Source organism: Natrinema pallidum DSM 3751 (genome assembly GCF_000337615.1).
Lineage (GTDB): Archaea > Halobacteriota > Halobacteria > Halobacteriales > Natrialbaceae > Natrinema > Natrinema pallidum.
In genome coordinates, this window is the sequence record NZ_AOII01000095.1 from 26653 (window position 1) to 51217 (window position 24565).

Below are 24565 nucleotides of genomic sequence, written 5' to 3' on the forward strand. Positions count from 1 at the left end.
GTGGTGTATTATTAACCAACAGAATGGAGGTGCAGGCGGTTATGTTGGTTAAGCAGGCTCGCTGAACGGAACGGCTAGCGACTCAGGGTAGTCCGGAAGGTAGCGCCAGTGATCGAACGAGACAATCGAGAGGGATACCAGCCCTCCCGGTCTAACGGCCGACAATATCGATGAGCTGTTGGCGCATTCGGGAATCAATAGGAATCTTTGCGCACCGATCATCAAGGCCGATCGATTGAAGCAAGAGACTCGCCTCGTCCAACAGAGAGAGCTGGAGGTACGTTCCCTCTCGATATCCGTCACTCGTTCGAGTCATATCGATGATTTTCAGCGTCTCGTACTCCCGAAGCTGGTCGGTAATTCGCTTCTGGCCGAGGACATTCGTGTCGATCGCTTCGGCGAATTCGCGATAGACTTGATACATTTCGGTTGCTTTGAAATGAGACTGGTTCGTGTATTCATCCATCGCGGCGAGTGCGGCAATTGCAACCTTCGCCTGCGTCGGACATCCTCGGATAAGATCCTGAATCCGTGTCACTTCGGCATCATCGTTGGCAGCACGGACGTGTTCTTCGCGGACGTGGTCGGCATCGTCGTCGCGAGCGATTTCGCCGGCGAGTCGAAAGAGGTCGATCGCACGCCGTGCATCGCCGTGTTCCTGTGCAGAAAACGCCGAACACAGCGGGATGACATCGTCCGAGAGGACACCTTCATGATAAGCGTCGCGACGTCGGTCCAGAATGTCGCCGAGTTGGTTTGCATCGTACGCTGGGAACACGATCTCGTCCGGAGCGAACGAACTCTCAACACGAGTATCCAACCTGTCACCGTATTTGAGATCGTTGCTGATACCCATGACTGTAATGCTGGCCTCAACATCATTCTCCTCACCGGCCCGGGACAACTGCATCAGGAGTTTGCTATCATCCGCCTCCTCTGGAGGGACATTTTGGGCATCGTCGGGGGGTGCGAGACGGTCGATTTCGTCAAGAACGACAATAACGGCGTCGTAGAGTTCGTCAATAACCGTCCACAAACGATCGTAGTAGGCCCCCGTCGCGATGCCCGACAGTGGAATCTCCACACCCGTTTTGTCGGAGTCGTTCAAGCTCTTCGAGAGATGAATGATGGTCTGGACCTCCGAACGGCGTTGGGCACAGTCGATGATTGCACGTCCAATGCGAACGTCATTGCTCGCGCCTCGTTCTTCGACTTCGCGACTGACATACCGAGTGACGAGTGTTTTTCCGGATCCAGACTTCCCCAAGAGAAGGGTGCCCTTCCCTGATCCCCCAGAAATCGTTGGCTTGAGTCGACGAGCAACGGTTTCGATCTGGTCATTCCGACCGACGATTTTGTCGTGGTCCGGAATATGGTCGATACGGAGCAGATCTTCGTTGGCAAAAATCGGGTCTTCCTCATCGAGGACAGAAAGCGGATCATCGCGAGATTTGGAGCGAGAGTACGCAACGGCCCCGTGTTCGGCAGCATACTCACCGAGTGTATTCGTCTGCTCTTCACGTGAAGCCATACACCGGATTTCAAATGAATTCAACTTAGTTCTTTCCCTCGATCCCGTCGTTCAGTCGGATTTAGCCGAATAGCGGCTTCTTTCCTCCCGTTCGTTCTTGAACCAAGTTCGTCGAATAGCAATGAGGCACGTTTGCGTAACACCGCATTTCGAATGATCTTCTCGTGTGAACAGACCGTTTGGAGAGACTATCCATCCCCACACCGGATTTCAGATGAAATCTCGGTATAGTTTGGCTTGGATGGATTGGTGCCTGCACCCCCACCCCGGATTTCAAATGAATTCACCCAAGAGTAGAAGCTCCGTATAGCCAGTACGTTAGAGAGGACTGCACCAAGAAAGTCGGAGAATTACGGGATAGAGGCTCTGCTAATGGATGATCATTCAAAATGTGGTGTTGCTCTAGTGGGCATTCGAGAAGAATCGCGAATAGCTCTCTATGGAGAACGAGAGCAAGTGTTCTAGTGGAGAGTATATAAACACACATCTAGGAATAATCGGACTATGATCAATATCTGTTCTAACTCTCGAAACTCCGTCTTTCACAGCTTTACTACTACTACTACTTTACCGTTATAGTAAAATATATAATAACGCGAAAAGTAAGCTGGCCTCCACACGAAATTGAAAACCTAACTTTCGTGAGATACAAACTCTCTACCGCACGATTGACCTTCTTAGGCAGCCAACCGAGTTCCCTTCCGAGCTACCCCACCCCTTCCCTTGGAACGGATTTCATTTGAAATCCGGGGTGGGGGTGTCGTCCGGCAAGCGAGAATCGTTATTGTCGCTATCTCATCTCGCAAAGCCCGTCGCTATGAACTTACGCTGACTCCTAATCGACTCAAATTCAGCTAGCACTACTATAGTGCTCGGGATTCCTGCCGTGTCTGAACTGGACGCATCTATCCTCACCGGCCGCCAGCTGATCCGGAAGTCCCTGTCGCCGTGTTTTCTTGATCTCTCGTTGACGCCAGCTTCTCCACTAAACTACTGGTCTGCTGTACTATTCCAGATCGAGATCCTCCCACCCTTCGAAATGCTTGAGTCGGATGCGCAACTCGAACTCCGACCATCCACACGTATCCGCGAGGTACTGTGCAAGCTGGCCGAATTCAGAATGATTCAGCATGATGCCACGCTGACCCTGATCCGTAATGAATGGCAAGTCTCGCAATGCCGCAAATACCTGTTTCGCCTCACCGCCGCGGTGACTCTCGTATGATGCAATTCGAAGTAACTCGTCTTGCGGCATTGGTTGCCCGAATCGATGTGTTGCAACGAGCGCCTCGAGAAGGGCACAGGCGAGATCAGTCTGCATACGCTATCGATTTCAGCCACTTCATAATAAAAACGGTAAATTGAATCACCAATACTGGAAACTCAAATCTACAATTCTATGCACAAGTTTATACGCGAGAAGGGAATAGATGTACCATAGTATGAGCACGCCTGATCACGTTGAAGGAGAGGACTCAGAGCAGAGTACGAAAGAACTCCGCTACGAGCATCCGAGTGGCTGGCTGTATCTCATGAAGGATAGTTCCGAGGGCCTTCACCTCATCATCGATACCTTACTGTCGGCCTCGGATCGTGAATTCACGAAGAGCGAACTGGCTGAAGCGGCGGGCGTGAGTCGCCACACGGTTCGTGCTCACCTCGATACCCTCCTCGAACATGGGATCGTCCAGGCTGTCGCCGATGGGAAGCGGTATCAACTCAACCTCGACAGTCCTGTCACACAGGAGATTTTCGAGTTGAACAGCGCGATCAACGCGGTCGGGGCTGGTCATGTGACGATCGAGAGCGATACGGGCAACGTCGTCGACGAATAGCCAAATGCTCTCATGGACCGACGACAAATTCGCCCGTAGACAGCTCTGTTTTCATTCGGCACGAGGGGTGTTTACTGGAAACGGTGGAGTGCTTAACCAATAAAAGGGAGAGTAGGTGCGGATGTTGGTTAAGCCTGAGATAGCGCTCAGTTCGGTCACCGTCGCTACGACCGCGACCTCACTTCCGTGCCGGGTTTGAACTCGGTCAACTCCTCGATGCGCTGTTCGAGCTCGTCGACTTCCTGGCGAAGTTCCTCGGCGTCGGGATCGTCACTCAGCGCCAATTGATCCTTCAGTCCCTGCAGTCGCGTTTCCTTGCGCTCCTCGTCGACGTCGGCTTTCCGCACGTATTCGCTCTCCTCGACCTCGTAGACGTCCGTCTCGGAAAGATCGGTTACATCGAGCGCGTCGTCGACCTTCTCGCGGTCGACGGCCAGAATCCGCTCGCGAGGAATCCCCGCGTCCTCGAGGACGCCCATGACCTCGTCGTCGTCCTTCAGCGAGCGAGTGCGGCGGCTCGTCCGCTGGACTGACCCATACTGGCCGTGGACCGGCTGGTCGTGGTGGAGCCGCCCGAGGAGCACCTCACGCACGTTCTGCCGGAGATCGCCAGCGTTGCGCTGGACATCCGACAGCAGCGTATAGAGGTTGATGAGCGTTGGCGTCTCACAGTCCTCAAGCGCCGTCGGATCGTGGCGCTCGAGGGCGTCGATCAAGAGGAGCATGTCGGCATAGACGTCGAGATCGGGTTCCGTGCGATCTGCGGCGTCGTCCTGGTCGGCGACGGACTGGGTGGACGTCCCTTTGATCAGCTGAGACGTCGTTGGCTCGTCGGTTTCAGTAAGCGTCCCCGCCTGATCGCTGATCTCGTATCGGGGATGAAGGCTCAACACTGCCGCGTACGGGTCCGCATCCGGGGGCAGGCGCTGGAGGTCGAAGGTGTCGCCAGCATCAGTAATACGCTCAGCAAGGGTTTCGAACTGCTCGCGTTGCAGCGGCTGGGAGTCACCCGAATCGACGAACTCGATGACGATGCGGTGTTCCTGGACGTCGGTGAGGCGGAATCGCGTCTCCGACAGCGGCGTAATGAGTGTTGCATCCGCGGCGAGCTCTTCACACTCGTCGAGGAGCGTCCGCCAACTCACGGTAAAGGGCATAGTAGCCCTTGGTCATATCGCGGTAAAACTTCTCGGCCCAGTCCGTGCTCGACATCGGTCTCTTGCAACACTTCGGCTAGCTGGCGGCAGTTAACCAACAATAGTTCCGATGCATAGGCTGCGTTGGGTACTATCGATACCGCGTCTACTGACCTGCTTCAGGCTCCGGCCCGTATCGAGGAGTTTTGCACACCTGACACTCCCACATCGGCTGCCCGGTCCACTCGTCGTCAGGCACGTCTTCGAGTTCGTTGAATCGATGCTGGGTCTCCTGGTCGCACTCCCGACACTCGAGGTGCTTCCTGTTCGGACTCTCGCGTCGGGGGCTCCCAGTACTGGCGTCGGTGACGGATCGCTGAAGTGCAATCGCCGGCACCAGCCAGACATCGTCGTCTGCATCCTCACGAAGGGTCACGAGACGTTCCTCGTCGCGAATTCCACTTCCAGTTTCGTCGTAGAGAAACGTCGCGTATTCGCCGTCGTGACGCGACTGCGTCGTGCCTCGCCACGTAGTCCGCTCACGAGTCACCGCGAGCAGCTGTTCGCCGCGCTCTGACGTGACCTGTACCGCCGATGGGAGCGAGGGCCACTGGTCGGCAAACTGTGCGGCAGGTTTCTCATCGAGGTCGTCGATGAGCTGGCAGTCGTTGACCGCGGGGTTAGAACCCGGTTTCGAGAGGAGAGAGGCCGCAGCGGATCCCTTTGCGACGGCGCCGTAGAACGTCCGCGACTCGACGAGCGCGTGGACGATATGGAGGATATTACATTCCGAATCAGGGGTGTCCTGGTCATCGGGGGCTGCATCGAGATGATTCGTGAGACAGAACCGGCACTTCGTCTGGCCAGCGGGAATCGACGTCCCACAGGAGGTACACCCGGTCGCAGTTGCTGTCGTGGGGTCTGGATAGCCTGTGTGGGCTTTACCTGTTCGTTGACGTCGGGGCTCTCCGTCACTACTGGTGGAGAGATTGTCGTCGGGGATATGCGTCGCTTCGCCAAGCGGCCGGAGCTCTTCGCAGTCAGAGTAACGTCCGGTCATAGAGTAGTCTGGTCGCAACATGCTTCGTCTTCATTTTTAAATGATTGCTCTTACGCCAATTCCACTACAGACACGCAAATCAACAAAAGGAGCGTCGTTAGACAGCTAGTCCGTCCAGCGCGTCTCGGTGAGTTCGGACGGTTACGGTTGAAACGTTCGCGACCTCTGCGACGTCCGACTGTGAGAGCAACTGGCCCTGTTCGCACCCCGCTTTGTACAGGCAGGCCGCGGCGAACCCTGACGGGCAGACACCCGTAGTGACTCCCGTTGATTCAGAATCCTCCGCCAACCTCCGTGCTCGTTGCCGAATCTGATCTGGGACATCGAGTTCCGAGGCCAAACGCGGGACGAACGCACTGGGCGTCACAGGCTTGGCCGGGAGGCCGAGTTCCGTATTCAGCGTCTTGTACGCGTTCGTCACGCGCGACTGCTCAACGCGCGCCGGATCGGTAACGTCATCGAGGGTTCGTGAGAGCCCGTCGCACCGACAGGCGCCGTAGACGCTCGCGGTGGCCATCGCTTCGATCGACCGGCCCAGCAGGAGATTTTCGTTCTGAGCGCTCCGGAAGAGCTGGCACGCCTGATCACGAATCGTCTCGGACAGCTCGAGCGCGCTCACGATCCGGCGGACCTCACCCAGACCGTGTGCGAGATTGCGCTCGGCTTTCGACTGAAACCGCCCACGAGTCTGCTCCCGGCGCATCCGTGCGACCTGCCGGCGCTTCCGTCCGGAGAGCGTATTTCCGTTTGCGTCCGTTCCATGCCCGATTTCGGTCGATAGGCCTCGGTCGTGTCGCGCCGCAGTCAGCGGCGCACCCGTCCGTTCACGTTCGTCCTCGTCGAATGCTCGCCATTCAGGCCCGTGGTCGATGCGCTGCTCGTCGACAACTAGGCCACAGTCTTCACAGACGGTTTCGACCGCATTGGTGGTGACCCGGCCGTCACATTCGGGGCACTGTTTTGCACTTGAGTCAGTCTGGACATCTTCGTCGAACGTCGTCTCGTAGATCTCTTTGGTTGCCATGATTCTCACGAGGGACAGTACAATGAATCGCGCCTCTTAGAGCGCCCCTCACCCGTTAGGGGCAGATAAACACCTAGCGGTACGGAGCCGGCGCAGTGGGATGCTGTGGCGAAAGCCCGGCGGCTCTGTGAGCCGCCCGGAACGTGGAGGTTGGGTGGGGCGGCGGGAAGCGGGTGAACGGGCATTAGCAAAAAAGAGAGCTGCGTTAGCCGACTACTCCCACCACTGACCGCGCTCGGGGAATAGCACGGTGCTCCACCCGGTCAGGGCCACTGAGACGCGCCCCTGATACCAGTTCCGCGCCGCCCCGTGAATCCGCACACGTTCTCCTTCTTCCATCCACGGTGCGTCCGACGCTTTCCAACTCGTGAATTTCGTGCGTCCGCTCTCATCCTCGATGAGTCCCACTTGGGCAATGGCTGGACTCGACGGCTCCCACAGTTGTGTAATCGTTCCTTCGATGCTCACCTCCTTTCGGTTCACGCCCTCGACCTTCCCGATTGGAATCACCTGGCCCGGCGCCGTCTGTAGCTCCTCGAACACCCCGACGACCGCACTCATCATGTCTTTCCCCGTGACGACCGCCTCGGCCAGCCGCCGACTGATCGCCGCCCGCGACCACCCATTCAGCTTCTCGGCCAACCGCATCGACTGTTCGTTCACAGCCGCCAACTGCTCCTGCTCGAGCTCTGCACGGGGATCTTGACGCTCCGGGTCCGCCATCGGATCCACGCTCGCTCGCCGCTTCTGGAACTCCGTCCGCCGCTTCGCGCTTCGTTTTGCCGCGATATCTCGCGTCCGCTTCTCCCGACCCTCCTGCGTCCCGAGTTCGGCCTGGGCACTGATACGCTCCAGCTCAGCCTCTCGCGCCTTGATGCGCTCTTCCTGTTCGAGGGTCTTCCCGAACATGTGATCCGGCCCTTCCTCGACTCGCGAGTCCGGATGGTTTGAATCGACTTTCGCCTGCACTTCCATCTGCACCGTCGCCTGGAACTCCGGGGTCTCATCGACGACTTCGAAGCCATCCTCGTCGACTGCTCGTTCGTCCGCTTTCTCGAATGCCTGTTCATCGACCGAAACTACTTCACTGGTGACGTTCTTACTCGACATAGGTTCTAAGACCTGAAGGCGCTCACTCGGCGTCTTCTTCCGACACCACGACTCTCCAGCCGTGGCTGTCCACAACGACCAACTCATCCATCGCGCGCTCTCGCTCGCGCCTTCGCGAGCGCCCCTGGGCGCGAGCGAGAGCGCACCCAAGGAGGCTACCCATCCAGCACCGCGCGCCGACCCGCCCGGAGCAAGCGTCCAGCGGGATATGCCCGCTCGTGTCCGGCCCGATGCGCGGGATCGTGTCCAGGGCGACTGTCGGGAGCACGGCGAGCCTGCGGGGTGGCTCGCCGCGCGCAGCGGCACAAAGCGCTGGAACGCGAAAGCCCGCGAGGGGCGCAACCGACGGGGATACCCGCTGGCGTCGAGGGCACATGCATTTTAGCCCGGAACGGGCGCTCGCGGTGCGGGGAGCGCCCGCAGCCCGGAATGGTCGGTCGCGAGCGACGCGGAGGGCGGAACGCGGCGAGCGGGGCGTGCCGTAAACAAACACTGTTCAACCGGATTCGACGCTCGGTGACCCATCCAATCGCCTGGTGGACTCAGAAAGGGCGAGGCCGTCTCGGTCGTCCCCCGACCTCGTAAGCACCGCAGGCACGAGGCGCGCAGCGGCGGTCGCGGGATGCCGAGCGGTCGAGGGCTTTCAGGGGGAGCGTCTCAGCTATCCTGCTCTGCGTTTAACTCCCGGAGGAACCAGCCGGCCGTCGTTCCGATCCAAACGCCGTCAACGGGACGCATATCTAGGTCTGTGGCGGCCCTTCGATGGGAGAGTTGGTCCACAAGAATGCGCCTGATCACCTGTTGGACCGCCTCTTCCCCATACTGGTCAACGACCGCCGCCATGGCCGAATCAAAATAGGCGTCTTGGTGGCCCGCACGCGGATCTTCCGCTCGAGACAGCAGGAGGTCACAGACGTCATCGACCGGCGCGTGAACCGGGTTCCCTGTCCGTTCTCGGACGTCATAGAGTGCATCGGCGTCTGTCATTCTGTCTGGCCGTATCTGGCAGTCCGACGGTGGCATCGATTCCTCCGGGTTGAGACGTATTCACAGGGATTACTGGGAACAGACACACTCGTGCTGTAGTGACGCATAATCCAGAATATATCGGTGGACTGCGTCGGCAAGCGACAACATCGCGTCGGCTTGCTCGGCGCTGGCGACCGTCTCACGATAATACACCTCGGCCCGGTTCTGTTTCCAGAGCTGGGTGAGCCGATCGGCGAACTCCTCGCTGAATAGATTCACCTCCGCACCTTGCTGGTACACCGCCGTATGTTCGTAGCGTAAGTCCTCTCCAGAGGCGTGTCCCCGGTGCAGGAGATAGAACTGAATACTGCGCTCGACAGCCACGAACGACGTCTACGGCAATCTCTGATTGCCGTGATGCCAAAAACGCGGCGCGTTTTTGAGCACCTCGATGACGACTGTGTAGTACCCGTTCTGCTCACGGAGCGTTCGCGCTGCTTCGAGGAGTCGACAGGCCTTCCGCAGCTGGACGAGGGCGGCGTCAGAGACATCCAGATCGGATTCACCTGTTTGCCCGCGGGTCTGCTGAAACGCTGCCTCGGCGTCGGTGAGTGCCTCGTCGACGTAACTATCGTCCATTCGTCAGCACCTCCTCTTTGAGCTGTGTGAGGGTCTCGGATGCTTTGAGCGTCAGGCCGGTGGCGAAGATCTCGCGCAACCGGTCCCCGTAGCGGCGTGCGCTCTCGACGGATTCGGCGAGGACGTGGAATTTGTAGCGGTCACCAGCGAAGGCTTCCTCGTTCAATTCGGACGTCAGTTCGTCGGCGGTTTGCTGGGCCGTCGCTTGTGTTCCATCGACGAGGACGAAACAATCGATATCGCTTCGGCGATCGGCGTTCCCACGGGCAACACTGCCAAAGAGGACGATTCCGTGGATGTCGTCGACGCTGTCGGTCAGCCTCTCGACGAGTTCCCGGACTGGGGCGTGAAACTCGTCCTGTGGAATCTGAATGATCGGATCGTCGGGCTTGCTGAGCCGGGCACGTTTGATGCGAACGAGCTTTTTCCGCCCGGCGTGCTCGATGTCGACGAAGTCGACCGCCCCGAGGTCGTCGATGGCCGACGAAATACTTCGGTGGGGATGGTCCGTCGCTCGGCTCAGATCTCGAATTCCGAACGCTGTATATGGATTGTCGACGAGCAATGCAAGAACCTCCCCAGTACAGGCGTGACTGAAGAGGTCCGTGGACGGGACGGGAACTGGCAGCTCGAGTGATGCGCCCTTTTGGATACTTTTACTGCCCATGGATAGGATTTCTCCCCGATGCTTAAATAGACTGTGGGGATAGTCCTTGCGAAGGTCTCTGACGGTGCGCTGTCTAGGTAATCTTCGAGGATCTATCTTGTTCACATATCCGCGACCGACACATGAGTGAGGTTCCCCGTCCAATTTTGGATCTCGTAGAGCGCGTCGCCAGGTATTGAAGATTCCCCTACTGAGTGTCGGCCGGCGGATCGAGATACGTCTGCATCGTCTCGATGACGGTCTGGACGAAGTCCTCTTGCAACCGGCCCTGTCGGCGGACGATCGCGGTGTGTTTCGGTGAGGCGACCGCCCAGGGAGACGCGTAACTCTGCTTGGGCATCCCGCCTTCAACCCAGTCAGCAGACTCGATCGGGACGGTTGCATCGTGTGGCGTCGTGGTCAGTGTGACCGTCATGTACTCTTCCGCACCGAACGGATGCGCGTCGTTATTGAGGATTAGCCATGGGCGCGGGTTCTCGGTGGACTTGAACGGATCAGGCCCCCAGACGACATCGCCGCGCTGATAGGTCATTCCTGGTCCTCATCGTCGACGGCGTGCTCCACCCATTCGTCCATATCTTCCTCGCCGAAGCGGTCGTTCGCAGCGCGTGTGCTCTCGAGCATGCTGCTGTACGCTGCGATGTCTTCGTCTTCGCCGAGTGTCCAGTAGTTGCCCTTGTGCCGAACGAGGTTCCGCTCCTCGAGGCGGGAGAGTACGACGCTGATACTCCCGGCTTTCACGTCGGTTGCATCGCGGATCTCGCTCTGCATGAACGCCTGGTCGGGATGCGCAGTGAGGAAGCGCATAACTCGCTCAGCGTTCGTCTCGCCGCCGTTCTGTAGTCGATCCTCGGAGGATGATTCAAATGTCTCGACGTCGATTGGCATATGTATTCATTGTCGCCGAGCGTATTAGATGTATCGGCGTATTCCTAATCCAGAACGGCTGCCGGCACGCCCTTGCAGTTTTCACTGGGATACTCATCCTGACTCGACAACGTGGTCGTCGAGATCTCGTGTCCAATAAGCCGCTGGCCCGCCGGGATTACACCGTGTGCATAGCTGCAGCGGCCCTTCGAGGTGGCCGAGCTCCACGCGGAACCGCGTGAGCGCTGCGAGCGTGTCAACGACGAGCCCACACCCGTCGCAGGCGTGGTGATCGTGCTCATCGGGGTCAGGTCGCGCCTGAATTGCGCAGTCGACGCAGATTGGGTGGGTGACTCGCTCTTCTTTCCCCCAGGTATGGGCTTCACCGGCCTCGGCGCCGGGCAGCGCCTCACAGAAGACACATCCAGCGAGAGTCTGCTGCATCAGGCCGTTTCCTCGTCGGCGTCTCTGGCGGCCGTCCAGCCTTGATGGAAGACAGCCAGTTGTCTGATCGAATCGAACGCAGCGTCACTGGGCTCATGGACGAGTATTCGCTCCTCCGCAATCGGAATGACCGCCCCGTCATCGATGCAATCTGCGACGAGCCGTCGGGCAGTTGTCTCGTCGACGTCGTCGGTCTGGATACGTGCAGCATCCCGGTCTTGCGCTACCAATTCCGCCTCAAGCCGTCTATGATCGTAAGCCGTGTCGTCGATTGGGTCTTGATCTGTCATTGGAAATCACGCGAGGGCACGGTTTTGAGCGCGCCGCGCGCCTCACGGCGCTGACAAACCCTACTGCGGCGGTCGTCACTCGGTGAACTCACCGTACAGCACCCGATCCGTCCGTCTCTCTTCTCGGGTGGCAGCTCTGCGATGCTGTTTGCTCCGGGTCAGAGGATATGATATATACTGCCGCATTCTGAAGGGGTATATATCGATGGAGATCCAGTTCCAGCACGCAAACCCGTACTCCGGGCGCGAGTCCGTACTCCTCCGGGTTGATGGGTTGCTTGCCGACCAAACAGTCTGCGTACTCGTCGATGCTGGGGCGAACGTGTCGGCTGCCGATCTCCTTGACGAGGACGCCAATGAGTATCTCTCAGCTGTCTGCTTGACGCACGCTCATCTCGATCACTACCAGTCGCTCGGAGCGACCCTCGACCACGCCGCACCAGTGTACGCCGCCGCTGATACCGCCCAGATGCTCGAGGACGTCTTCGCAGCTGGCGCGGACCACTACGAGCTATCGAATACAGCCCGCGTTCTCGAGCAACTAGAACCGATAGCAGAGTGGACGCAGGTCGTTCCAGGGCTCCGTGTACAGCCCGTTCCGGCGGGACACACGCCGGGCGCAGCGGGCTTCCTGTTCGACGTCACTGACGGCGACGAGCAACGAACGATTCTCGTCACCGGTGATTTCACGAACCGTCGCGCTGCCGGCTATCCGGGATTCGATCCCGATCTGCCCGTGGACGTCGATATCCTCGTGCTCACGGCCGCAACTAGCGAGGCGTATGAACCGACGCTCACTGACGCTGTCGCCACGATTTGTGAACGCGTCCGGGCTGGCTCGACGGTTCTCGCGACGGCCAGTGGCTTGACCGGGCTACAGATGGGTTACCTTCTCGGGCATCTCGCCGACCACCGCGACGAGACGCTGCCGATCACGCTTGTGGGCCACGTCGCAAAACTCTACGACCGCCTCGACTATACCGTGCCGAACGTCCAGGCGGCCCCCGAGTTTGTTGACCCGACAGATGTACTGGCGGCGGATGGCGTGACGATTGCCGGACCAGAGGTCCCAGTTGACGGGAGTGCCGAACGGCTCTTCGAGACAATTTCGGATGACCCCGGTGCTACACTCGTCCAGCTCATCAACGGCGGGAGTTCCCCGGTGACGAGCGCGGCGTGTACGACCCACCAGTTTTCGCTCAGTAATCACCCCACTCCGGAAACCCTGGACGGTGTGGTCGAGGGCCTCTCGCCAGTTCATGTCGTCATCACCCATCAACAGGGGGCGGCCGCGAACCAGTACAAGGACAAGTACGATAGTTTCGTCTGGGCGACCGACGACACGACTTGCTATACGTTACTGGACGAGTCGGGCTGGACACCGCCGCCGTGGGTGACGGAATCGACAACCCGCCGCGTGCAGGCCGGAACGAACACGAGCGGGCGGCTGCTCGGCGACGCGGTGGATGACGTGGAGATACCACTCCCGAACGTCACGCGCGTCGATGACGTTGATCTCGGTGCGGAAGGGCTCGACCTAGAGCGGCTTCGTGATCGGCTCCCCACCGGACGTGTGGGACAGACGCCGGATGGCGCCAGTGACGACCAGCAGGGTGACGACGGTAGTACAGCAGCGACAGACAGTGTGCGGGCCGACGGGATGGCTGGTGAGTGGCCGGGTACGACCGATGAGCCGGATATCGAGACGGCACTCACGAGTCTTGACGCGCGGCTCGAGCGAATCGAAACGGCAGTGACCGAGCGAGGGATCGATGCTCGTGTTGTCGATGCTGGCGATGACACTCTCTTGCTTCGACTTGACAATCCGCCAGAACACCTCGAACATGGCCAACGGCTTCGCGTGCTGCTTCAAGACGGGGTGGTCTCGGAGAACGCTGCCGGACACGCTGACCGTGAGAGCTAGTCGAATCCACGAGTCGATTCATGCACGGGGAGGATGGCCGCACCGTCACCGAGATGGGTGAGCACCGTCGTGCGGCGTACGCTGTTCGGCGAAACCGAATGGTCGCGATTACCGGGCCACCTACTCGTCCCATAACTGGGTGATTCGCTCTTCGACCTCGTCGAGAACGAGCCTCAGCACGTCACGATGGTCGGTTGGCCAGGAGGCGTCGTCGCCGGGTGTCGGGGCGGTGGGTGGGAGATGGAAGTGGTCTCGCGTATTGTGGGGGTTCGGATGCCGGTCCCACCGGCATTCCCAGGTACTCTCCGGATGTATCTCCCGATAGTGGATTTTGAAATCGTCGTTCGTGTACCAGCGGACAGTCAGGGTCGCCTCGTCGACAGTCGCTGGATAGTACGGCGACGCGAACCGGACGTATAGCTCGAGATGACCGCTGTCGTCCGTGATGGTCGCTTGTTCAACTTGCTGTGTCGCTCGGAGACGCGTCTGTAGAAATTCGAGGATCGGACGGTCGATCGGGGCGGGGCTGCCCCCATCGCCAGCTGGCGGTGCCATCGCTGGGATTACCCGGAGGCCTGTTCGCCGTCGGTGCCAGCGCGTTGCTGCCGGGCGCGTTCGTAGCGCTCGCGCTCTTCCCGAGCGGTTGCCCAGTCGCCGAGGTCACTGTACACGTCGTCGATCGTCCACTCGTCGCTCCCCTCCGCGACGGCGACGGCGTCGACCGCGGCAGGTGTCGCGGCGTCGTACACCGCTTCGTAGTCGGTGATGCGCGTCGTCAGCTCGCGAACGCGCTCTTGGAGGTCCTCGACAGGGTGGTCTGCGGCGAGCTGGTTGATGCGTCGCCACTCGAAGTAGGCGTCGTTGCGCTCGTAGGTGGCCGGATGCCCGTCGTGGCGCGTGACGATACCCAGGTCCGCGAACCAGTCGAGGTACTTCCGGGCGGTCTTCGGGTCACAGTCGACACGCTCTGTAATCGCGCTCGCGGTGGCGGGCTCCCGGGTCTGGAGGATGGTTCCGTAGATGCGCTGTTCGACATCCTCGCCGCTGAAGGCGTCCTCAAACGGCGGAGGTCCATTCGTGGATTCTGAATCGGCCATACGTGTTCTTGCGACTCGATGGATATAGTTCTTGCTTCAGGGAATAGTTTCCCGATTGACGCAGCGCATGGGCTACCCGCTGGGTAACGTTGAGCGGGACACCGTATTAACCAACAACTCCAGAAGGCCGGCGCGAATGTTGGTTAACCTGACGGCCTCAATCCCGTCGGAGCGCTTGAGCAGGTTTGACGCTAAACGTATCCGCGCCGTCGACTGGGACGTCGTGACTACGATCCGATGCCAGCGATGATGACCGCGTGAGTCGGGTGATAAGATCCTCGCGAACAGCCTGCCGGCTGACCGTCGACTCGTGCCACCCGAGGCGCTCGTCGTAGTGGCGTTTCTGGAACGTTTCCCCGACGTCGTCGATGGCGATGAACTGCGTTCGCTTCGCTCCCCACACGTTCGCGGAGACGTACTCCGCACCGACCTCTTCGTGGGTAAGTTCGACAAGGACGCACTCGACGAGAGAGACGATGGAAATCTGACTTCTGTCGTTGGGAACCGCCAGTTCCAGATCTGCCCACGGCGCTTCGCTTGGTTGCTCTGTCTGTTCGTCACGTAGTCGTGATTGCTGTCGCTCGTACTCGGAAGACATGGTCGTTCAGTGGGCGCTCACTGCGCCCCCTCACCCCTCTTGGGGGTGATAAACTCCACCGCGAATCGCTTCGCGATTGAGTACAAGGGTCGATACCACGGTCTCGCTGGTGCTGTCGCTCAGAATGCATACGTTGCTTTGGGGCAGTTCGAAATTCCGTCACCCCTCACGGGGAGGATAAACGCTACGTCGCGGTCTCGCCGTTACTCGGAGCCATTCCCGAACAACCGTTTCGTCCGCCCCCAAACAGACGCTGTCTCGGACTCATCATCGTCCGCACCAGCATCCACGGCGTGCTCTTCGTGGGTCGGGTCTGTCTCTCGGTCACAATCTGCGAGTTCTTCCGTGAGCCGCTCGATCTCTGCTTCGAGTGTCTCGATACGCTCGTTTTTCTGTTCGAGCGTTGCCTCGAGTTCGTCGACACGATCGGTTAACAGCCGATTTTTCTCGGTCAGATACGCGTGACTACGATCTGATTCGTCACGTCCGGCATCGGTAGTCGACGTACTCGAACTGGCGTGGGATTGCGTGGATTCGTCGCCCGAGTCGGGATCATAGAACTCCGAGGTATTCGCAATCGCCCGCTCGATGGTCTTCTCCCCGTACGTCGATCCATCGGCGTAGTGGACATCGTCCCACTTCTCCCGGAGAAGCCCTGACTGGCGGAAGAGCTGATCTACCCGGGTGTGGTCGCCGCCGGTCCAGAACGCCAGCAGATAGCACAGGGCCATGTCAGCCTCCGACTGGCTATCGTATCCGACCGTGTTCCCGTTCCAGAGCCGCTCGAACTTCGTCCCGTTCGATGCGTTCGTTGCCTTCTCGAGAAGCTCCTCGTCCTCGAGGTCAACGTCAATCCCGCCTCCACCGTTCGTTGCTGACTGATCGTCAGTAGCGCCACGATGCCCGGATTCGGACTTCACATCGCTATCAGTGTCATGGACGTACTCGCGGTGAATCGCTACGAGCGCGTCCTGTCGGCGTGCAACGTGAGCGGGAGTCTCCTCGACGTGGTTGCCAGTAACGGTGAAAAAGCGCGCGGTGTCGTACAGTTCGAAACTCCCGCGGCGGTTTCGGCCCTCCGGTAGCTCTCCGGTGATGAGCACGTGGTAGCCGGTGCCGGATGGCGAAATCTCCGTATAGGAGTCGAGTCGCTCGATGATGTCCAGCGCCGCGTCGTCGACGTCCCCGGTCTCGGGATCGCGGCAGTCATCGAGATCCACGCCAACGATCGGATCATCGTCAGTAAAGACGAAGCCAACGCCATCAGCATTCCCTGTTTCGACGTACTCGAGTGCTGTCTCAAAGCTGTCCCACGTATCTGGATCCGTCGACGAGGCGAATGCTCCTATCCCTGGCGTCACCGGTATCTTCGTCTGTTTGCCATCGCGCTCTTCTTCTTTCCAGCATACCCACTGCTCGCGTTCTCGCAAGCTAGCTGGCAGCGCTGCTGTGTCAATAGAGGTGTCAGAACTCATCGTTGATCTCTCCGAGGACCACCGACTGAATCCTCCGAACAAACTATATCATAACCCCGATACGACTGCCGATAATTGATATGCTGTCCGACCTGCCTGTCCCCGCACCGTTCTGCGGATGGAACCCAGTGTATACTAGTTGGTTTTGGCCGGGGATGTTGCGTGGACAGCACCCCCGTCATGCGATTTTGCGTGGACAGCTGTGTCCGTGGAGATTCCTTGGATGGACAGTCTGCGTGGACAGGTGAAGCAAATGCTGGATTCTGGCTGTGTGAGGGGCTATTTCGGAGAGAATCGCAGACGAGATGCCATCGAACAGGGATACTCTCAGAAGCACTAACACAGTATATCATATATCTGGTTCATCTCCTTGATCGAGTAGTGTATACCCCTCCTGTGTCAAGGTGAGTCCGAGGTAGAACTGAACCCGGTCACCATCTACTCTAGACCGGTCGGTGTCGAGGTCGACTACGTTCCGCAACTTCCGAGTGAACCAACCCTTGGTTGTCCCGTCGATATCGTGCTGGTCAGTCCATGTGGCGTACGCCTGAAACAGATCATCCTGTGGAACTTTGGCTCCATCGGCCTGCCTGACGTACATCGCTGTAAACGCTTCAACACCGTCGCCGTCCGGGTCGATGTCCATCGACTCGTCTTTCGATGACGAATCAGATGCATCGGCATCTAGTGGAGCATCCCTGCCAAGGCCGGTCGTCGAAACCTCGACCTGGCCTGAATCACCGGTGGAATCGTCCGGCCACAGCCCCTCGGGATCGGGATTCTTGGACAGCGCATACGTCTCTCCTTGCTGGAAAATCATTGGACTACCGTCAGCTGGCAAAATCAGTAAGATGTAGCTGTCGCGCGAAACGTCTGCATCTGGTAGATCGACGTCGGGGATGAATGGCCGTTTGATCGGGGTCCAATCCGCCTCGAAACCGTCTTTCGAGTCATAGACGCAGGTATCTCCAGGTTTGTGGACGGTGTACTGGCCGGTTTCTCGATCGTGGCTATAGTAGGCCGGAACGCCGTTTTTGGAAAGCGTTCCCTCGTCTGGAACGCGAGCGAACTCCATCTCGCCGTCTGAAAGCACGCGCTCGTCAGCGTCTCGCGTCCAGACAGTCCGATTTGTGTCTGCGGTGCGTGGCCGAACAGCGGTTACCCCACCGTGAGCGGTCGCGCCACCGCCGAACATCACGATCTCGTCGCGATTATAGAACTGCTCGGTGCCGTCGGCCCGCTCTTTCAGCGGCGGCGAGAGGATGTTCTCGATTCGCTTGGCCCACTTCGTGTCGGAATCACCAGGACGGACGACGAAGAATGGTATCCGGTCGGCCTCGTGGGCTCGTTTGAGGTTCTGCAAGACTTTCGCGGGTCGGTCAGGTGTCGTCGTCTCGGCCTCGATATTGAACACGCCGTCGTGGTCTGGGTGGGTCGCAGTGGCGTCGGGTTGCTCGCTCCCGTCCTGTTCGAGGATATCGACGCTGAACCCGCGCTCGGTGAGCGCCGTCTCGGTATCCATGAGTACTGCATCGTGGCTTGTTCCGCCCGCCGATCCGACAGCCCCAGTCTCAGGCTGTACCGTCGTTTCCCCCTCGTCGGAGAGACGGGCGACGATGTCGTCGTTCTTCAGTTCGACTTCGAGCAACCGTGACGTTTCACGCACGTCCGGCAAGTCATCATACTCAAAGTCAATGTCGGGATGGCTGTTCCCAAGGCGTACGGAGAGTTCTTCGTCGACGGCGGTGACGTCTACCCAACCGTTCTCCGTCCGTACGTCCTCCCGTATTTGCACTGCGCGAATCGCCTCCGCCATCGTCTCATCCAGGATTTTCGTCGGGTTTGCTGCTTCGTTGGCGTCGCTGTAGATGAGGTTCTGCATAATCTCAGCGTCGGTCAGCGGGTCGGTCCCGTACCGGTCTAAACTCTGCTCGATGATATCGTCGACCGCATCAGCCGACCGAAGCGGTGGATACGGCGGGAACGAGCGGAGAAGGACGGGCTCGGAGTACCGACCGCCGTCAAGAGGCAGTTTCGTCCAGGCCTGGTATTGGTCGGTCGAGATGAGGTCCTCTGCCGTGTAGTTTCGGAACCTCTTCATCAAGAGCTGGGCGTCGTCGACATCGTTCACCGAGAAGGCGATGAGGTTGTCGCAGTTGTTCTGCATCGCCTTGAGCGTATCCTCGTCGAACTGCGACGGGTACTGGGAGGAAAGCGTCACGGAGAGACGCATCGACCGGGCACGGGCGAGCATCGATTCGATATCGAGGTTGTCACTCGCGATGTCGTCAAACTCGTCACAGAGGACAAAGTAGGGGTCTGGATCGGTGTCTCGCTCGTATGACCGTTGTTGAATTGCGCTCCAGAGGTTCCGCATCACGCCGAGCGTGACCATCTTCTTGATGTCCGTGTTCTCGACGGGTGTGCGGACGATGACGATTCGGTCGTTGTCGATGATGTCGCGGAAGTCGATCGTGCTCTCGCGGTGGGAGATGATTCGCCGGATGACCGAGTTTTCGACCCACGATTTGATTCGCTTGAGCAGCGGTCGGACCGTCTCGTCGTCCATCCGTGCGATTTCGAGACAGAATTCGCGCACATACGGGTCGTCGACGTCGAGGGCGAACTCTTCGCGCCGTTCGGCGTTCAACAGCGTGAAGTACATATCGATCACCGAGAACGGTTTCTCGGACTGCATCATCGCCCGACCCATCGACTCGGTAATCGACTTCATGTTGATCCCCCAGTACTCGTCCGTATCGAAGATTGCTTTGAGGTTCTCGATGCGATTCTCGATTTCGTTTTCACGTTCCTCCTCGGTGTTGCAGTCGGGAACCTCGAGGAAATTCAGTCCGACCGTCTTGTCGTGCTCTGACGATCCGGGCTCGATCCAGACGACGTCGTCCAGACGGTCTTCGGGGAGTTTCCGCAGGAGTTCACGGGAGTCGCGACCTTTCGGGTCGAAGTATACGAAGCCATACCCTGAATACGCCCACTGGATCATCATATTCAGCAACTCCGTGGTTTTCCCGTAGCCGGTGGTGCCCGTGATCCAGATGTGCCGGAACAGCGACTCGAAGCGGAGCGGTGCTTCACGGAATCCACGTTGGGCGTCCTCGTCGTAGCCGATCCAGAGCGGGGCGGGCGAGGTGTCGACACCCGATTCGAACATCTCTCGGACGTGTGACCCTGCGACAGTGCCCTCACCTGCTGTTTCGGTGATGACGGACTTCCCACCAACGTAGGCCGTGTCTCGCTCACTGATATCGTACGTTTCGCCGAGTCGGGTCTGGGAAGCCGATAGTGAATTGGACGTTGAACGCTCGTCTCCGTTGGTCTGCGAATTGGGATCTACTTCCTCGTCTTCTGTGGACTTCTCGGACGCTGGAGGCGACTCCTCGGAGTCGTCACGATCGAAAAATCGGTCAAACACCATTGTGTCCTCTGTTGTCAGCATTGCGTTCGTTGGCATCTCCGCTGTCGGTGGGCGGTTCGTATTGGCCTGCGTCGGCGGGGACGCGGTCACCGCGTTGCGTGTAGCGCCAGTCGATATTCGGCGTCTCGATCTCGTTGTTCGGGATGTGTGCGACGCCAGCGAGCTCGTCGACAGTCATAATCATACGCCGGTCGGTCCACTCGCGGTCGGCCATCCGGGTGACGTGCTGTTTGAGCTGACTCGCACGCTTGGCTTCCTTCCGATGCCACACCGGCGTATCGTCGAGACCCTGCTCGGTGATCGCGTTGTAGTACTTTCTGAACATCCCGGCCACCCCACGGGCACGGGCCTCGGCCTCGTCCTTATCTGCTGAAATTGCGACCACACGGATGTTGACGTGGAATGCCTGCTGGCCGCGCTGCTGCTCGATGGTTTTGGCGGCCTGCTTGTCCTTCTCGCTCGCTGGTCGCGTTCGGGGATTGAGCCATCCCACCGACGTTCCCTGGCGGAGCGCGTGGGCGAGGTCGTCGACGCTGTTGTGCTTGAACCGGTCGCCCCCCGTCCAGGACTGCTTGGCCGGTCGAAAGACGACTTGCGTGATGACCTTGCTGTCGTCGAGCGAGAGCATCTCGCTCGTGATCTCGCCATATGGATCCGTCTCCCACTCCTCGCTGTTGTGATGGCGAATCGGGTAATAGGGGAGCTTCTCCATCTCCAGCCACGCGCCAGCGACGTACTCGTCGGGCTCAATGACGGGGAAGGCAGCCCCACCTTCGACGGGGAACACCTCGCTGTTTGCGTAGTTGTTCCCGACACGGCGGCGGAACTTGTCGGCGGCCGCCTCAGTCGCAGCGTGCATATAGAACTTGATCTTCCCCTCGTCGAACCAAACCTCGAAGGAGTGGTGGTCGCTCGTGTTCTTCCCCCGGAAGTTCGTCGTCACGTCGTGGACCGACTGGAGCAGTCCGGCGCCGTCGACGACTCCCTGATTCTCTTTGAACGGACGAATTCTGAGCAGGATACCCGGCGCACTCTCCGGGTGCTGGACGAACGGCTCTTCGAACTCCAGCTGTGTTGCGTCGTACTGCGGGTTGCCACTCAGGAGCTGACTAAACATCGTCGGTACCCTCCTCATTGGACTGGACAGCGTCGTCTCCACCGTCAGCGAGGGCGGACGTCTCTACCGTACCGTTCCGCCGTGCGTTCGCGACGACCGCTTCAATGAGCTCGTCCTCGGTGAACCCATCATCGAGAATGCGAGCCGCCTCGTCCTCGCAGAGGTCGTAGCGGTTGGTAAGCGCGTTCAGCCGCGCCTCGTTCTCCACGAATTCCTCGAAGTCGACGAGATCCTCGGGTTCGGCACTTATCGTCTGCTGGATGAACTCGCGATCGTCGGGTTCGTAGTCAATGACGCGCTTCTCGAACTCGTCAGCGACGACGTGCAGCGGGTACGTCCCGTGTTCTTCGACGCGGACGAGCGCCTGACTGTATCCGAGGTCCTCCTTGCCTGCGTCGGCCCCACGGACGTACTGGCGCTGCTCACGCGTGAGCCCGATCTTGTCGGCCGTCTCGTCATCCAAGTCGGGCAGTTTGTGGAAGACTTTGATGGGGCACATACCGAGAATCTTCTCGGCCTGGTCGGTCTCGTAGAACTCCTGGGCAGTCTGGGACAGCAGTACCATCCGCAGGCCGGCGTGGCGCTGGTGGCGGAACGCCGTTTCGAGGAAATCGAGATTCGCCTGATCCTCGAACAGGTAGTGGGCCTCGTCGATGGCGAGTTCGACGTTTCGATCGGTCTTTTTCGCCTGCTGGTAGACCGTCGACAAGAGCAGCTGCATCAGGAACGTCTGGCGGTCGATTCCCGACGCACTCCCCTCGATCTGCCCGAGATCGATGTAAACGACCTTGTTGTCGCCTTCGAGGATGTCGATCTCCGACCGCTCAGAGAGGTTGGCGTACGCACCACCGTCACGGAACGGCTGGAATGCGATTGCGAGTTCGTCGGCATACTTGGCGGCGCGTTCGCGAGCAGATTCGGACGCTGCGATGTTGTGCTCGTCGGGATGGTCGGCAATATCCGCGAGGATACGATGGACGTCCGTCATCGTCGGCGAGTTCTCCGGGGTGTGAGTGCTGACGTCGTCCTCGACGACACCGGCCTGTCGGTACGCCTCGTCGATGACGTACGAGAGAACGCCCGTTTCGGTTCCGAGGTTGATATCGCGAGCGGTCAGGAAGTTCTCGAGGATGGCGTAGACCTCGTCTTTCTTCGCGGACAACGGTGAGATACCGTCCTCGGATTCGAGCACCTCCTGGGGCGTCTCACGGATTTCCAGGGGATTCAGCTGTGTGTCGCCCCCGACAGAGATCGTCTTCGCGTTCAGCGCGTCGGCGATGCCTTTGAACCCACCAACCGGGTCGATCATCACGAGCATCGTCTCCTGCTGGCGCTTCATCATCCGCAGGTGGCGCATGATATCCCCGAACGTCTTCCCCGCACCGGGCATTCCGACGACGAGTTCGCTATGGCCGGTTTCGAGCTCCCAGGGATTGATCTGGACGGGTGACCCGTTGTGGCCGTGGTAGCCGTACTCGACGCCCTCGTCCATCATCATGTAGTTCGATGAGAAGGGGAACATCGCGCCGACCGCCTGATTCGTGAGTGTCGACATCCGATCACGACCAAGCTCATTCCGACCGAGGGGTGAGACAGTCGCAAGGCCCTTCTCTTGCCAGCGGTTCGCCACCTTGAGCGTACAGTTCGCTGGCGCGTCCTTGACAATCGAGCGCAGGCGCGTCGACTGGTTGTCTAGTTCCTGCTTGCTCTCGGCGGAGAGTCGGATGAAGACGCCACCACGGTAGAACGACGCTTTGTTCGCCCGGACGAGTGACCGCATGAACTTCCCCCGGTCGATGTCGTCCTGGAGGTCTTCGGCTTTGAGGCTATTCGAGTCGTGCTGGTTGACCTTCAGATCCGAAATCCAGTCGGCCATCATGTCCTCGGCCGACTGATTGTCGAACGGATCGAGATGGATGCTGATGTCCGTCTGCAGTTCTGTCTCCAGCAGCAATCGCTCAAGCATCCCGTCGGCAGGTTCCTCCGGGAACTGCTCAATCCAGAACGTCCGAATGTACGTTTCGTCGTTGATGACGGCGTAGGTCGTCTCCCAGTCGACTGTCGACGGCGCAATGACCGACTGGTGGATCGTCGACGTGTCGTCAAGTCGGTTCTCGTAGGTGATATCCGTCTCGTCGTCCGTTTCTGACGCCTTGCTGCCCTCGTCGTCAAGGTCATCGACGGAGACGTCCCACTCGTCGCTCTCTTGGTCGTGACCGTTGGTCGAAGCGCCACGCCTGCTGTACTGGTCGTCGTCCATCGCGTCGACGACGTCGTCTGGGTCAGGGGTCGACGGCACGTCGTCGCTGATGCCGTGTGCAACGACCGGGAACGTGCCGATCGCGTCAGTGATGTCGCCGTACTCCTCAGTACGTCCCGTCCAGTATTCTTTGGTCACACGAGTGAGGTCGTAGGCGTCGACGGGACTGACCGAGCAGCGGTAGAGCGAGGACCCACCGCGGCGGATCTGTCCGAGTCGGGACTTCAACTTATCTTCTTTGAGGCGGTCGCGTTCGGCCTCGGAGAGACCATCAGACTGAAACCGGCCAAACACGCGCCCCAGGACAGGTATGTCGGCGAGGTAGGCGAGTACGCTGTCACCGGTTTCGTCGAGCTGTTCGACGTCGGCGTCGCGAACGGCGGTGATGATGTAGTATTCGCGGATGGTCGTGCTTTCGGAGTCGATATCGCCGTTCTGATCGGTGTTGGTGGTGATGTACTCTTCGAGCAGCCGTTTGAGGACGGGCCGTGAGCGGACATCGGCGTCACCGAGGCGGCGCTGGTGGCCGCGGACGACGTCGTCCTGGTCGACTTCCCGGCTAGTGAGATAGAACTTCACGGGGAAGTCGATGGTCGCATTGACGAACTCGGAGAGCGATTGGACGGCTTTCGCCCACGCTTCGTCGTCTTCGAGCGCCATATTCGCCGGCTCGACTTTCATTGCGCCGACGAGCGCGCCGTCTGACCGCTCGATGGCGTGCGGGAAGACCTGCCCTACGCGGGTCAAGTAGCGGACCTCGCTGTTATTCTCACCGTGTGTGTACTCCTTGTTCTTGACCGCCCAGCCGAGCCGGGCGGCCAGCCACTCGGTTAGCCACAGGTAGGAGGGCTTCACCTTGTGGAGTAATCCCAGAAGGAGTCCGAGCATGATGCCGAACCCGAGGATTGGGATCGTGAAGGTAGCCGGGACGAGTGCTGCGCCGATGAGCGTGACAAACGCCACGCCGACGAACAGCATGATTTCGCCGATGGTGTACCCCTGGAAGAACGCGGTCGTCCCGCCGAGTGATTGATGAATTCGTCGTGCACTATACTCGTGATCGTCAGTGTTCGTACTCATGAATCG

24 protein-coding genes are annotated in these 24565 nt (G+C 59.3%); 3 read left to right on the top strand and 21 right to left on the bottom strand.

All coding sequences use genetic code 11. From position 1 onward, the window contains the following. Positions 1–151: 151 nt before the first annotated feature. Positions 152–1531 carry a Cdc6/Cdc18 family protein gene (locus C487_RS16570; protein ID WP_006186979.1) on the bottom strand — a complete coding sequence of 460 codons (1380 nt, stop codon included), beginning with the start codon at positions 1529–1531 and terminating at the stop codon, positions 152–154. A 1006-nt stretch (positions 1532–2537) separates the two neighbouring features. Continuing rightward, positions 2538–2852 carry a hypothetical protein gene (locus tag C487_RS16575; protein WP_006186980.1) on the bottom strand — a complete coding sequence of 105 codons (315 nt, stop codon included), beginning with the start codon at positions 2850–2852 and terminating at the stop codon, positions 2538–2540. A gap of 121 nt (positions 2853–2973) precedes the next feature. On the opposite strand from C487_RS16575, the gene C487_RS16580 reads away from it, so the two are divergent. Then, positions 2974–3366 (top strand): helix-turn-helix domain-containing protein, encoded by a 393-nt coding sequence (locus C487_RS16580; protein ID WP_083864646.1) that lies wholly within the window; start codon positions 2974–2976, stop codon positions 3364–3366. A gap of 164 nt (positions 3367–3530) precedes the next feature. Here C487_RS16580 and C487_RS16585 read toward each other — a convergent pair whose 3' ends face one another. The 4 genes from C487_RS16585 to C487_RS16600 form a co-directional block, all read right to left on the bottom strand. Further along, complete coding sequence (locus C487_RS16585; RefSeq protein ID WP_006186982.1) at positions 3531–4523, bottom strand: hypothetical protein; 993 nt, start codon at positions 4521–4523, stop codon at positions 3531–3533. Between the two features lie 145 nt (positions 4524–4668). Then, entirely contained in the window at positions 4669–5562 is an 894-nt protein-coding gene (locus tag C487_RS16590) for a biosurfactant protein 1 (RefSeq protein WP_006186983.1), read from the bottom strand. A 97-nt stretch (positions 5563–5659) separates the two neighbouring features. Next, positions 5660–6586, bottom strand: a complete 927-nt coding sequence (locus C487_RS16595) for a transcription initiation factor IIB (protein ID WP_006186984.1) — start codon at positions 6584–6586, stop codon at positions 5660–5662. A gap of 213 nt (positions 6587–6799) precedes the next feature. Then, on the bottom strand, positions 6800–7696 hold the full coding sequence (locus tag C487_RS16600) for a hypothetical protein (RefSeq protein WP_006186985.1): 897 nt from the start codon (positions 7694–7696) through the stop codon (positions 6800–6802). A 61-nt stretch (positions 7697–7757) separates the two neighbouring features. On the opposite strand from C487_RS16600, the gene C487_RS20700 reads away from it, so the two are divergent. After that, positions 7758–8081, top strand: coding sequence for a hypothetical protein (locus C487_RS20700; protein ID WP_161605722.1), 324 nt, complete (start codon positions 7758–7760; stop codon positions 8079–8081). A 272-nt stretch (positions 8082–8353) separates the two neighbouring features. On the opposite strand, the gene C487_RS16610 is transcribed toward C487_RS20700, so the two are convergent. The 8 genes from C487_RS16610 to C487_RS16640 form a co-directional block, all read right to left on the bottom strand. After that, positions 8354–8683, bottom strand: coding sequence for a hypothetical protein (locus C487_RS16610; protein WP_006186987.1), 330 nt, complete (start codon positions 8681–8683; stop codon positions 8354–8356). A gap of 69 nt (positions 8684–8752) precedes the next feature. Then, positions 8753–9049, bottom strand: a complete 297-nt coding sequence (locus C487_RS21335) for a hypothetical protein (RefSeq protein ID WP_206538387.1) — start codon at positions 9047–9049, stop codon at positions 8753–8755. 9 nt (positions 9050–9058) lie between these two features. Further along, positions 9059–9304 carry a hypothetical protein gene (locus C487_RS21340; protein WP_206538388.1) on the bottom strand — a complete coding sequence of 82 codons (246 nt, stop codon included), beginning with the start codon at positions 9302–9304 and terminating at the stop codon, positions 9059–9061. Then, positions 9294–9971, bottom strand: coding sequence for a nucleotidyltransferase domain-containing protein (locus C487_RS16620; protein ID WP_006186988.1), 678 nt, complete (start codon positions 9969–9971; stop codon positions 9294–9296). The genes C487_RS21340 and C487_RS16620 overlap by 11 nt, the downstream gene beginning before the upstream one ends. 187 nt (positions 9972–10158) lie before the next feature. Further along, on the bottom strand, positions 10159–10503 hold the full coding sequence (locus C487_RS16625; protein ID WP_006186989.1) for a type II toxin-antitoxin system PemK/MazF family toxin: 345 nt from the start codon (positions 10501–10503) through the stop codon (positions 10159–10161). Next, positions 10500–10859: a MarR family transcriptional regulator gene (locus C487_RS16630; protein WP_006186990.1), complete on the bottom strand. Its 360-nt coding sequence runs from the start codon at positions 10857–10859 to the stop codon at positions 10500–10502. The genes C487_RS16625 and C487_RS16630 overlap by 4 nt, the downstream gene beginning before the upstream one ends. A gap of 93 nt (positions 10860–10952) precedes the next feature. Next, on the bottom strand, positions 10953–11282 hold the full coding sequence (locus C487_RS21605; protein ID WP_006186991.1) for a DUF7558 family protein: 330 nt from the start codon (positions 11280–11282) through the stop codon (positions 10953–10955). After that, a complete protein-coding gene (locus C487_RS16640; RefSeq protein ID WP_006186992.1) occupies positions 11282–11572 on the bottom strand; it encodes a hypothetical protein in 291 nt (96 codons plus the stop codon). Before C487_RS16640 ends, C487_RS21605 begins: the two co-directional genes overlap by 1 nt. A gap of 205 nt (positions 11573–11777) precedes the next feature. Between C487_RS16640 and C487_RS16645 the strand changes: the two genes are divergently transcribed. Continuing rightward, positions 11778–13496: an MBL fold metallo-hydrolase gene (locus C487_RS16645; protein ID WP_006186993.1), complete on the top strand. Its 1719-nt coding sequence runs from the start codon at positions 11778–11780 to the stop codon at positions 13494–13496. Positions 13497–13616: 120 nt separating this feature from the next. On the opposite strand, the gene C487_RS16650 is transcribed toward C487_RS16645, so the two are convergent. From C487_RS16650 to C487_RS16680, 7 genes are all read right to left on the bottom strand, one after another. Then, entirely contained in the window at positions 13617–14051 is a 435-nt protein-coding gene (locus C487_RS16650) for a hypothetical protein (protein ID WP_006186994.1), read from the bottom strand. 8 nt (positions 14052–14059) lie between these two features. Then, complete coding sequence (locus tag C487_RS16655; RefSeq protein WP_006186995.1) at positions 14060–14593, bottom strand: DUF7342 family protein; 534 nt, start codon at positions 14591–14593, stop codon at positions 14060–14062. Between the two features lie 157 nt (positions 14594–14750). Continuing rightward, entirely contained in the window at positions 14751–15191 is a 441-nt protein-coding gene (locus C487_RS16660; protein ID WP_006186996.1) for a hypothetical protein, read from the bottom strand. Between the two features lie 203 nt (positions 15192–15394). Continuing rightward, positions 15395–16666, bottom strand: a complete 1272-nt coding sequence (locus C487_RS16665) for a phage NrS-1 polymerase family protein (protein WP_049908223.1) — start codon at positions 16664–16666, stop codon at positions 15395–15397. Between the two features lie 349 nt (positions 16667–17015). Beyond that, positions 17016–20102: a type IV secretory system conjugative DNA transfer family protein gene (locus tag C487_RS16670; RefSeq protein ID WP_006186998.1), complete on the bottom strand. Its 3087-nt coding sequence runs from the start codon at positions 20100–20102 to the stop codon at positions 17016–17018. After that, a complete protein-coding gene (locus C487_RS16675; RefSeq protein ID WP_006186999.1) occupies positions 20092–21219 on the bottom strand; it encodes a hypothetical protein in 1128 nt (375 codons plus the stop codon). The genes C487_RS16670 and C487_RS16675 overlap by 11 nt, the downstream gene beginning before the upstream one ends. After that, positions 21212–24559, bottom strand: coding sequence for a VirB4 family type IV secretion system protein (locus tag C487_RS16680; protein WP_006187000.1), 3348 nt, complete (start codon positions 24557–24559; stop codon positions 21212–21214). Before C487_RS16680 ends, C487_RS16675 begins: the two co-directional genes overlap by 8 nt. Positions 24560–24565 lie beyond the last annotated feature (6 nt).

What these genes read in the sequence shown, in the direction of transcription:
- C487_RS16570 (WP_006186979.1), bottom strand. Translation starts at nt 1,531, where the DNA reads ATGGCTTCACGTGAAGAGCAGACGAATACACTCGGTGAGTATGCTGCC.
- C487_RS16575 (WP_006186980.1), bottom strand. Translation starts at nt 2,852, where the DNA reads ATGCAGACTGATCTCGCCTGTGCCCTTCTCGAGGCGCTCGTTGCAACA.
- C487_RS16580 (WP_083864646.1), top strand. Translation starts at nt 2,974, where the DNA reads ATGAGCACGCCTGATCACGTTGAAGGAGAGGACTCAGAGCAGAGTACG.
- C487_RS16585 (WP_006186982.1), bottom strand. Translation starts at nt 4,523, where the DNA reads ATGCCCTTTACCGTGAGTTGGCGGACGCTCCTCGACGAGTGTGAAGAG.
- C487_RS16590 (WP_006186983.1), bottom strand. Translation starts at nt 5,562, where the DNA reads ATGACCGGACGTTACTCTGACTGCGAAGAGCTCCGGCCGCTTGGCGAA.
- C487_RS16595 (WP_006186984.1), bottom strand. Translation starts at nt 6,586, where the DNA reads ATGGCAACCAAAGAGATCTACGAGACGACGTTCGACGAAGATGTCCAG.
- C487_RS16600 (WP_006186985.1), bottom strand. Translation starts at nt 7,696, where the DNA reads ATGTCGAGTAAGAACGTCACCAGTGAAGTAGTTTCGGTCGATGAACAG.
- C487_RS16610 (WP_006186987.1), bottom strand. Translation starts at nt 8,683, where the DNA reads ATGACAGACGCCGATGCACTCTATGACGTCCGAGAACGGACAGGGAAC.
- C487_RS21340 (WP_206538388.1), bottom strand. Translation starts at nt 9,304, where the DNA reads ATGGACGATAGTTACGTCGACGAGGCACTCACCGACGCCGAGGCAGCG.
- C487_RS16620 (WP_006186988.1), bottom strand. Translation starts at nt 9,971, where the DNA reads ATGGGCAGTAAAAGTATCCAAAAGGGCGCATCACTCGAGCTGCCAGTT.
- C487_RS16625 (WP_006186989.1), bottom strand. Translation starts at nt 10,503, where the DNA reads ATGACCTATCAGCGCGGCGATGTCGTCTGGGGGCCTGATCCGTTCAAG.
- C487_RS16630 (WP_006186990.1), bottom strand. Translation starts at nt 10,859, where the DNA reads ATGCCAATCGACGTCGAGACATTTGAATCATCCTCCGAGGATCGACTA.
- C487_RS21605 (WP_006186991.1), bottom strand. Translation starts at nt 11,282, where the DNA reads ATGCAGCAGACTCTCGCTGGATGTGTCTTCTGTGAGGCGCTGCCCGGC.
- C487_RS16640 (WP_006186992.1), bottom strand. Translation starts at nt 11,572, where the DNA reads ATGACAGATCAAGACCCAATCGACGACACGGCTTACGATCATAGACGG.
- C487_RS16645 (WP_006186993.1), top strand. Translation starts at nt 11,778, where the DNA reads ATGGAGATCCAGTTCCAGCACGCAAACCCGTACTCCGGGCGCGAGTCC.
- C487_RS16650 (WP_006186994.1), bottom strand. Translation starts at nt 14,051, where the DNA reads ATGGCACCGCCAGCTGGCGATGGGGGCAGCCCCGCCCCGATCGACCGT.
- C487_RS16655 (WP_006186995.1), bottom strand. Translation starts at nt 14,593, where the DNA reads ATGGCCGATTCAGAATCCACGAATGGACCTCCGCCGTTTGAGGACGCC.
- C487_RS16660 (WP_006186996.1), bottom strand. Translation starts at nt 15,191, where the DNA reads ATGTCTTCCGAGTACGAGCGACAGCAATCACGACTACGTGACGAACAG.
- C487_RS16665 (WP_049908223.1), bottom strand. Translation starts at nt 16,666, where the DNA reads ATGAGTTCTGACACCTCTATTGACACAGCAGCGCTGCCAGCTAGCTTG.
- C487_RS16670 (WP_006186998.1), bottom strand. Translation starts at nt 20,102, where the DNA reads ATGGTGTTTGACCGATTTTTCGATCGTGACGACTCCGAGGAGTCGCCT.
- C487_RS16675 (WP_006186999.1), bottom strand. Translation starts at nt 21,219, where the DNA reads ATGTTTAGTCAGCTCCTGAGTGGCAACCCGCAGTACGACGCAACACAG.
- C487_RS16680 (WP_006187000.1), bottom strand. Translation starts at nt 24,559, where the DNA reads ATGAGTACGAACACTGACGATCACGAGTATAGTGCACGACGAATTCAT.